The 6,612-nt window shown below is 33.7% G+C and carries 11 protein-coding genes and 3 pseudogenes; all 14 read right to left on the bottom strand.

Going from position 1 to position 6,612, the window contains the following annotated elements:
• A pseudogene (locus K8V80_RS05015) lies at positions 1 to 161 on the bottom strand (DEAD/DEAH box helicase); the annotation flags it as partial.
• A gap of 105 nt (positions 162 to 266) precedes the next feature.
• Positions 267 to 1,172: pseudogene (locus K8V80_RS05010) on the bottom strand (hypothetical protein); the annotation flags it as partial.
• A gap of 42 nt (positions 1,173 to 1,214) precedes the next feature.
• Positions 1,215 to 1,583: pseudogene (locus K8V80_RS05005) on the bottom strand (DEAD/DEAH box helicase); the annotation flags it as partial.
• Positions 1,580 to 2,002: a recombination protein NinG gene (locus K8V80_RS05000; protein WP_276775857.1), complete on the bottom strand. Its 423-nt coding sequence runs from the start codon at positions 2,000 to 2,002 to the stop codon at positions 1,580 to 1,582. The gene K8V80_RS05000 and the pseudogene K8V80_RS05005, both read right to left, overlap by 4 nt.
• Before the next feature lie 2 nt (positions 2,003 to 2,004).
• Positions 2,005 to 2,310, bottom strand: coding sequence for a DUF3853 family protein (locus K8V80_RS04995; RefSeq protein WP_276775856.1), 306 nt, complete (start codon positions 2,308 to 2,310; stop codon positions 2,005 to 2,007).
• Between the two features lie 12 nt (positions 2,311 to 2,322).
• A complete protein-coding gene (locus K8V80_RS04990; protein ID WP_276775854.1) occupies positions 2,323 to 2,760 on the bottom strand; it encodes a hypothetical protein in 438 nt (145 codons plus the stop codon).
• A complete protein-coding gene (locus tag K8V80_RS04985; RefSeq protein WP_276775852.1) occupies positions 2,757 to 3,632 on the bottom strand; it encodes a hypothetical protein in 876 nt (291 codons plus the stop codon). Before K8V80_RS04985 ends, K8V80_RS04990 begins: the two co-directional genes overlap by 4 nt.
• A complete protein-coding gene (locus K8V80_RS04980; protein WP_276775851.1) occupies positions 3,616 to 4,338 on the bottom strand; it encodes a hypothetical protein in 723 nt (240 codons plus the stop codon). Before K8V80_RS04980 ends, K8V80_RS04985 begins: the two co-directional genes overlap by 17 nt.
• Before the next feature lie 11 nt (positions 4,339 to 4,349).
• Positions 4,350 to 4,706 carry a DNA-binding response regulator gene (locus K8V80_RS04975; RefSeq protein ID WP_276775849.1) on the bottom strand — a complete coding sequence of 119 codons (357 nt, stop codon included), beginning with the start codon at positions 4,704 to 4,706 and terminating at the stop codon, positions 4,350 to 4,352.
• Between the two features lie 26 nt (positions 4,707 to 4,732).
• Positions 4,733 to 4,957: a hypothetical protein gene (locus K8V80_RS04970; RefSeq protein WP_276775847.1), complete on the bottom strand. Its 225-nt coding sequence runs from the start codon at positions 4,955 to 4,957 to the stop codon at positions 4,733 to 4,735.
• 259 nt (positions 4,958 to 5,216) lie between these two features.
• Complete coding sequence (locus tag K8V80_RS04965; protein WP_276775845.1) at positions 5,217 to 5,417, bottom strand: hypothetical protein; 201 nt, start codon at positions 5,415 to 5,417, stop codon at positions 5,217 to 5,219.
• 12 nt (positions 5,418 to 5,429) lie between these two features.
• Positions 5,430 to 5,792 carry a hypothetical protein gene (locus K8V80_RS04960; protein ID WP_276775844.1) on the bottom strand — a complete coding sequence of 121 codons (363 nt, stop codon included), beginning with the start codon at positions 5,790 to 5,792 and terminating at the stop codon, positions 5,430 to 5,432.
• The gene (locus K8V80_RS04955; protein WP_276775843.1) at positions 5,776 to 5,973 is read right to left on the bottom strand and encodes a hypothetical protein; all 198 of its coding nucleotides are present in this window, start codon (positions 5,971 to 5,973) and stop codon (positions 5,776 to 5,778) included. Before K8V80_RS04955 ends, K8V80_RS04960 begins: the two co-directional genes overlap by 17 nt.
• Positions 5,974 to 6,067: 94 nt before the next feature.
• Entirely contained in the window at positions 6,068 to 6,322 is a 255-nt protein-coding gene (locus tag K8V80_RS04950) for a hypothetical protein (protein ID WP_276775841.1), read from the bottom strand.
• Positions 6,323 to 6,612: the final 290 nt, after the last annotated feature.

Below are 6,612 nucleotides of genomic sequence, written 5' to 3'. Positions count from 1 at the left end.
GGACGTGTACGAGTTATAAAACGAAGTGAAGAACCAAAACTATTGGAAGCTAACCTATACGGTGTAGCCGTTAAACCTAAAATCTTACAATTAAGATATTGAAAGAACGTTTTGTACATTCCTTGTTTCGGGTTCACGAGATGACAATTATGGACTATTAAGCCATTATCAAAATCCTTATGATCTTTATTGTATCTCGATGAAGTAACTATATAGGTATGAGTGTTTTCCACTTCCATATTGTACACTTCTTTTTTTCCTAAGTACTCTTTACCTAAAAAGACACTACATCCCAGTTTATTGAAAGAGTTATTCCATGTATAAGAGCCTGCTTTGTTTCTATATTTAGCTACAAGTTTATACTTCATTGAAGGATGAACATACGGTGCAATTAACCTTGATAGCTCTTTTACACCCTGAGAAGATAAACGAACATAGTTGTACTCTTTTTTAGTTAATGAACTCTTTGCTTTACTGACTCTACACTTAATACCCATTTCTTTGAGCTTAGAGACAAAAAGAGATGTAAGTTTTTCAGATTCCGCAATACAACAAATTGTACCCTGATTTTGCTCTAAACCTAAAGACCCATCATCCATATAGATTATAGCGAGTGATTTTAAGGTCAGATTTTCTATTGCATATTTTTTTGAACACATACAGTCTTTCATATACAAAACTTCTGTAGTAAAACGATATGCAGGTTTATTCGCAAAACCATTATGCTCTATCCTTTGAACTTTATCTTCGCAACCAAGTAGCCCAGCCTTCCATTTAAGATATTCTCTTTGATCTTCTCCATGAATGAAACGAAAGCGGTTAGCATTGATAGTTTTTCTAGTTTTATCTATACTACCATCTCCAATTAAACTTCCAAGCAAAAAATCAATCTGATCTTGATTTGGTATTTTCAGATGTGAACTATTAGGAGATGCACTTAACACTGGTTCTCCAACCTTCAAGTCTTGAGCTGATTTCCACCCGTTGAGAGTTAAAAAAGGATGATTTGCTGTTGTTTTAATAGTTAGTGATTCATTAAACTTTAATTTGAAAACATCTTTTACACCATTGTTTTTTATGTAAGCAATTTTATTAGACACTAAACTATTATTACTTTCATCGTATGAGAGCACTCTTGGAAGTTCTTTTCCTGAATTAAACAGCTTGCACAAATACCCTATTTTCAATTTTCCTCTTTCCGTACTTATATATTGATTGTAAGGAAAACACTCATCGATTAGTATATTCTGAAAATGATTAAATAACTCTGGGTGACCTTTTACACTTCCAATAGTTGCAAAAGTGATTCGTGATATTTGCTTTGAGTTAAACGAAGCCGAATAAATCGAGCAGTCAAAAACACCATAAGAACATAGCTTTTTATAATTTTGCTCTAATATTTCTTTTGAGGGTTGAAATACAAGAGTATATCCTGTAAGCCTATTGGCTATATCTGCAATTATCAGTGATTTTCCACTACCTGTTGGCAAAACCATTATAGCGTTCTTTTTAGTGTTCGATTGAAAGAATGAAACGGCTTTATCTGAGGCTTGCTGTTGATAATCTCTTAATTTGTAAATCATATTCCTTTCTCCTTTCTGAGTTTCTCAGTACGGAGCTTGTAATATTTTATCAATTCTTTGTACTCAAAATCAGAATATTGCCTTGTCATACTCATCGCTTTGACTTCTATTAAGTTAATTCTCTTCTCCCCTATCTTTTCAAGAAGTCCACGGCGATAACCTTGAATATTCCCTTGATTAAACATATTACAAGCCACGCATTGGGCATGACAGTTATCTTCATCAAAGCGAGTAGCCATATACCTACGGCTCATATAGTGCCCACATTGAAGATCTCTCCAAAAATGAATTTTACCACATGATATACACTTAGCATAACCACTAGGCATTGCATCTCTCGCCCTAATAAAAAGGCTAAACTGTGTATCCAGCTTAGCCTTTAAATTTACTTTTCGTTTTTTACGCTTAGTAATAGTCATGTTTATCTCCTTCTTCCTCGTTTAGGTTTAATAGAAGCTAACTCTAAAGCTTTTGCTTTATCAACCACAATCTTACGCCCTATTTGAGTAATAGCTCCATCAATACGACCACTATTCTTAATACGCTGAGCCTGACTTTTTGAACAATTAAAAATATCAGCTATGCCATCAATTCCATAAACTAAATTATCCTCTGCCTCTTTCTGTTTTATAATCGTTGGTGTAACACTTTGAAGAAGCTCTGTAAATTCGCCTACTGTTAATTGCCAAATAGGTATGTTTTGATCTATTGTCTCTATTGCATTCATTGTCACTTTCTTTTAGATGTAAGTCTTATTACGCTCTATTTCTTGACTCACAAAAGTTAAAAACTGATTTTCATTTGCTGAAGGGAGATAAATACCTGCCACTGCTGAAGACCAATTCCTGAATCTTTCTATTGCAGTTGTCATCTCTCCAGTTGTTAAGTTTGATGAACTTCTTAAGGTTTTAATTTCTTTTCCTTGTTTATTGACTCTCTTTCGTTCAAAGATATCTCTATTACATTCTCTTTTGAAAAAATCTATTTTAGCCTCTTCTAAACTACAGCCATACTCAGAAGCGAAGTATCCCAAAAGAAGATGTAAATAAGAATTTTGAGCTAAAGAGCGATTAGGTAGTTTTTTCTTCAACTCCACAATCGCCCTCTTTTCAAACAGTACTTTTGCATACTCTTTAAATTGCTCTCTTTCAAAAGGATTTTGTAAGTTATATATCATATCACTTTCAAAGTAATGGAGCTTTTTACTTTTGATACTTTCACGAATTGCTGATATAAATCAGGGTTAAACTCTTTAAAAGATTTACTGTCAAATCTTTCAGAAGTAGTAGCTTTACGCCTTGTTAGGCGAATCTTTTCCGTTTCCCACTTATCTACATTAGCTTTCTCCATTTCTTTTAAAATCCCTTCAAGAAGTTCCTTACGCTTACTTTCTATTTCTTTAGCCTGTGTATCAAGGTCTATTAAAAAATTCTCAACTTCATAAATTCTAGAAGGAACTTTGGGAGCAGGAATTGGATTCTTAAAAATACGACCTTCAATTTCACACTGTAAGAGTTCTTGAATTAACTCTTTGGGTTTCTTTTCAACTTCAATAAGTTCGTATTGATTATCTCGAAGCCATATACCATAAAGGTTAGGTACTCTTAATGTTGGGTTTTGAAGCTCAAAAAGATAAGCATAGAAAGAGAGCTGCCAACTGACATAATCTTTATCAAAGACTGCTGTGGTCTTTATATCAGCAAGTGAATAATCACTTAGCACAACATCAATAGCACTAGCTACATACTTCTCATCACTTACGATATATTCATTTGCTATAGACTCCAAACCATTTTGCTGTTTAAGCTTAATATAGTTTTGAGCTTCGATACTATCAGGAATAATCCCTAACGTATCAACAAGCTCACAGCATTCATGAATATAAGTGCCTCGACTTGCTGCCTGATTTAAAATAAAATCAGGGACATTGTCATATTTATCACTGAATAAGTGTTTTGACAAAATCCCTGTTATCCCTTGAAGAAACTTATTACCTAATTTATAGGTGTGTTTCTCTTTGTTAAATATTACTCTAGACTGTTTTAGCATCTATCTCATTTGATTTAAAGATTCCTAATTGTTGCCTTCTTTCTGTAAGAGCTGAAATAAATTGTTTGGAAGACTGTAAACCAGACCAACGATTAAAGATACTGGCAAGATCATCCCCTGATTTAGCCTCTTTAATCTCTTGAAAAGCTAAATCAAAAGCATCATCTATTGGATCTTTTTTCAAAGGAATATCCTTTTTAGGTTTGTTTGTCATAGAGTACCTTATGTTTCCATCTTTATCAACAATTACTAAATCAACTATTTCTCGTCTAGAGTTGTACTTAATAGATTTAACTTTTAAGTCTATTCTAGGCTTTCCATTATTGTACTCATTACCCTTCCAAGCAATCCAAATAAATGGAGCAGTATAAAGCTCTCTACCAATTCCAATATTAAAGCAAGCACGTTTAAACGCATCACTAGCTCTACCTTTTTCTTTTTCTGTGTAGGACTCTGTACCCACGTCTTGTTTAGATATCCATTCTTTCGTTTCAGGATTCTGAACTCGCACTGTACAGAATAACTGTCCATCAATAAGCTCATTTTGCCTTTGCCATCCATAAATGCCAAAGACACTATCTAAGATTCTCATGTCACAACGAGCATCTTTATACAGCAGGATAGAACCACCAGTCGCTTTTACAGTACTGATTCTGCATTCAATATCTTCTGCTGTTAACAAAGGAATTTCTACATTCTTTCCCATAACTGTGTGTATTAATTGTTTCTTCTGACTAATAATTCTGTCTCCACTCTCATTCTTCTTACTCTTCGGTATTGAGTAGTATGATCTGCCATACCTACAAAAAAGACACAAAGCAAAAAGACAGACAATGTTTTTCTAGCTCTTTCTGATAAATCAATTATTGATTTACCTGTTAATCTTTCAGCATACTTAATAGTGAGTTCTCTACCATTACGTACATTCAATAATTCAAAAGCTGTATTGATCTGATTATTGATTGTATAAAAAGACCTACATTTTATTTCTGCTATCTCTTTCTTTTCGTACCCTTGTGCAAAAAGTTGAGCTGTCTTATCACACTCAGGTGTTAACTCTTTAAAAACTCTCATAATTGTGTGTGATTTAGGTTCAGAGCTTACAAGTTCCGAACAACATAAAAATGATTCTTTGGAGCACTTTCCTTTTTTATCGAATAGAGGACTTCATCTTTGGTGATAAGTCTTTCAATACGTGCTTTCTTATTCATCTCTTGTAATATGCGTGCTACCTTCATATAAAGAGATAGAGGAAAAGTAACCATATCCCCTTTTGCCTTTAACTTCTCTCGCATAAGAAGTCTTTCTTTACTAATTTTTGCCATATAAAAAGTTAATTTAAAATAGTTAGGTAGGCAGGATTCGAACCTGCATGAACAGAGCACCTTCTCTGTATTGCTTTTAACTCACCAGCCCAAACCCCTTCGCTGCCCTGTTTCCTTGTATAAAAGCTCAATTACGGTGTAATATTCAGACTTCCACCTTGTACTTCGGCTTCATTCTTGTGTATACCTACCATTCCACCACTACCTATTTAAAAAGTGTGCTATTCTCACGAACCACACACTTCAACGCACAAAAAATTTAGTCCACTAACATCGCAACACTTTTTACAGCGTTTTTAAATCGTTCATATTTATTTTTAATATCTACATAGTTTTTATACCATTCATCTTCGCTAGCTTTTGCTGTTGCTAACTTTGTTTCTAAGTCTTTTACTTTATCTAATAAAGCATCTTGACTTTCTTTCTTTACTTCTTTTTGTTCTAATACATTGGTTGCCATAATCGTATATTTTTAATTATAAGCGTATTTACCGCCTATGGTTTCATAATCTTTTTGATAATCCCATTCTTGAGCCGCTATTTTAGCATCTTGGTTAATTCTCTTTATTGACTTATCAATTTCTAGGGCAATAAAATCAGAGATATTTTCATAAACCTGAGTACCTTTATTTGCCTCTCTTACTAATAATAAATTTGACAATTCAATCTGATCATAGCCATCATAGCTAAAGGTTTCAATATCTACATACAACATGGTATTTTCATCAAACTCAACTTCAATATCACTAGTGCTAAATTCAATAAGCTCAATAGCTTCTTTTATTATACCTTGTATGTGATTCTTTGTTATGGTTATATTATTTCTTGTTGCCATGATATACCTCCATAAATTCTTTATAGGTTATACGAACGCCCAACAAAGCGAGCAAAAACATGATAAAAGTTAGTACTATGGTTACTTCTTGCATAGGACTTGGTGTGACTAGCGAAGAACAAAACATAGTAAGAGTACCTAACGAAAAGAATATCGCTAGGATAAAACTGATAAATTCCATCGCATGAATATTTTAAGATTAGAGAAGCTAGCAGCCTATTCGATAGGCAACCTCACGTTGTTTTGCTAGCTTGAAATATATTCGCCCTATATATCTATTTAAATAAGGCACTCGGCTTAGCTGGAAACCAAAATGAATCCCAATCTAAATACACACACCTTACATCTGAAGGATTAGAGCAAACACCGTCTTTATCAAACCCTAAAACCTTAAAGCCATAGAATTTAATACCATATTCATTTTCAAAATTGACTATTTCACCAACTTTTAAGTCTACACCTTTTAGAGACTTAAGGATTACTTGATGATGTTTTACAGCCCAGTCTAAAAACTTTCTTTTATTGTCCATTATTGTGTTTTTTAGTTAGTAACCAGTAGTCAATTCGATTGACAGCATCACGCTCTTATACTGGTTTATATAATAAGAATAGCGTACAGACCCCTACCCTGTATGCTTACTGCTAAAGAGGTTTCTTTGCGGACTATCTTTTTATTCTTTTAATACCCCCGTTATTGTCACCGCATCCCTGCTCTAATAACTATTGTATTATATATTGGTATGTAACTATGTCAAAGAGCGAAAAGTGTATCCCTGAAGCGTTTCGCTCGCTTTTATAGACTCATAGCCCAGGGACAGTG

The organism is Bacteroides coprosuis, from assembly GCF_020741705.1.
Taxonomy (GTDB): Bacteria; Bacteroidota; Bacteroidia; order Bacteroidales; family Bacteroidaceae; genus Bacteroides_E; species Bacteroides_E coprosuis.
The sequence above is the reverse complement of the archived record's forward strand: the minus strand, read 5'-3'. Positions and strand labels throughout refer to the sequence as shown.